The sequence below is a fragment of the Methylomonas koyamae genome, assembly GCF_001644025.1.
Taxonomy (GTDB): Bacteria; Pseudomonadota; Gammaproteobacteria; order Methylococcales; family Methylomonadaceae; genus Methylomonas; species Methylomonas koyamae_A.
Genome location: NZ_LUUK01000082.1, coordinates 1 through 1,482 on the forward strand (window position 1 = coordinate 1; position 1,482 = coordinate 1,482).

Consider the following 1,482-nt stretch of genomic DNA (forward strand, 5'->3'; position numbering starts at 1 on the left):
CGCCAGCAGCGGTTGTTGCAGTCTGAGCGTCAGGGTTTTCCGGTCGCCGCTCAGCTCGCGGGTCACCGCGATCGCGTCGCCGCCCTTGCGCAGTTCCACTCCACTCAGGCTCAAACCACTCACCGGTTCGTCGAATTGCACTTGCAGCACCGCGTTCGTCGGGACGTCGAGTTGGTCGGCGACGATGCTGTAGCCGACGACGTTGGGCGCCAGGTTGTCCGCCGTCAGTGCCGCCGTGAAGTAGCGGCTCTGATAGGCGTTGTTGCCGTTCATGTCTTGAACGGAGTAGACGTAGAAGTAGTAGTTGCGCCCTACCGCCAAGGCTTGCGTCGGCACGAGGGTGAGCGTGCGGCCGTCGGTGCTCAGGTCGAGGCTCGCCGGGACGTGCTGGCCGGTGACGGTGTCGTACAGGTACAAACCGCCGTCGTTGACCGTGACCGGGTCGATCGCTTCGCTCATCCGTGCTTTGAAGACGGCGTTGACCGGGACGTTGGTCGCGCTCGCGGCCATGCTCCATTCCACGACGCTGGGCGAGGCGGTGTCCGGACCGTTGCCGGTGCTGAATTGGCTGCTCCGGCTGACCACGGCGTTGCCGGCGTAGTCTTGGGGTTGATCCACCGTTAGCGTGACGTCGCTGTCCACCGGCCACGGTTCGTGCGGCAGGTAGCTGACTTGCCGGTTGCCGTCGCTGAAGCTGAGCGAGTAGCTACGCGCATCGTAGTTCGGCACTTGCGCCAGCGGCTGGTCGCCGTCGTCGCCGAGGAAGCTCAGCGGGCTGACCGCTTCGTCGAAGCGGATCGAGACGCGGTTGTTGATGCCGACTTGGCCGGCGCCGTCGATCGGACTGAGCGCCGTGACTTTCGGCGCGATGCTGTCCGCCGTGGCGCCGACCGCCGTCGCGAAGTACCAGAGGTAGTCGCTGTTGTAGGTCGATTCGGCGCCGCTGGCGTCTTTGACCCCGGCACGGATGCCGATTTGATAGCCTTGGTTGGCTTGCAACGCGGCGTTGGGCACGAGCCGGACGACGCGGTTGCCTTTCAGCAGGCTGACCGTGGTCGGTATTTCGGCGCCGTAGTAGTAGTTGCGCAGGACGAAGCGGCTGTGGTCGACCGTGGCCGGGTCTAGCGCTTCGTTGAACTGCAGCTCGATCGCCGGGTTCAGCGGCAGCGTGATGCCGTCGTCGGTGTTCAACGCCAGGACGTACGGGGTTTTCGTCGCCGGGTCTTCTTCGGTCCGGAACGAGGTGTAGAAGCTGTTCAGGGCATTGCCGCTCAGGTCTTGGGCGGTGCTATCCAGGAACACTTCGATCCGCGCGTCTTTCGCCCAGGGCTGCGCCGGGGTGTAGACCAGGGTACGGCCGTCGCCGATCAGTTGCAGGTTGCCGGTGATCAGGACGCCGTTTTGCGAGACGTGCAGCGCGCCGGCCAGGCTGCTGGCTTTGAGCGCTTCGTTGCTGTACAGCACGATTTTGTTTTTCGACAG

The 1,482-nt window shown here is 64.4% G+C and carries 1 protein-coding gene; it reads right to left on the reverse strand.

The window, feature by feature from the left end; translation table 11 throughout:
• Positions 1-1,464: Ig-like domain-containing protein (locus A1355_RS07470; protein ID WP_197471741.1), on the reverse strand; the 1,464-nt coding region annotated here is incomplete at its 3' end.
• Positions 1,465-1,482 lie beyond the last annotated feature (18 nt).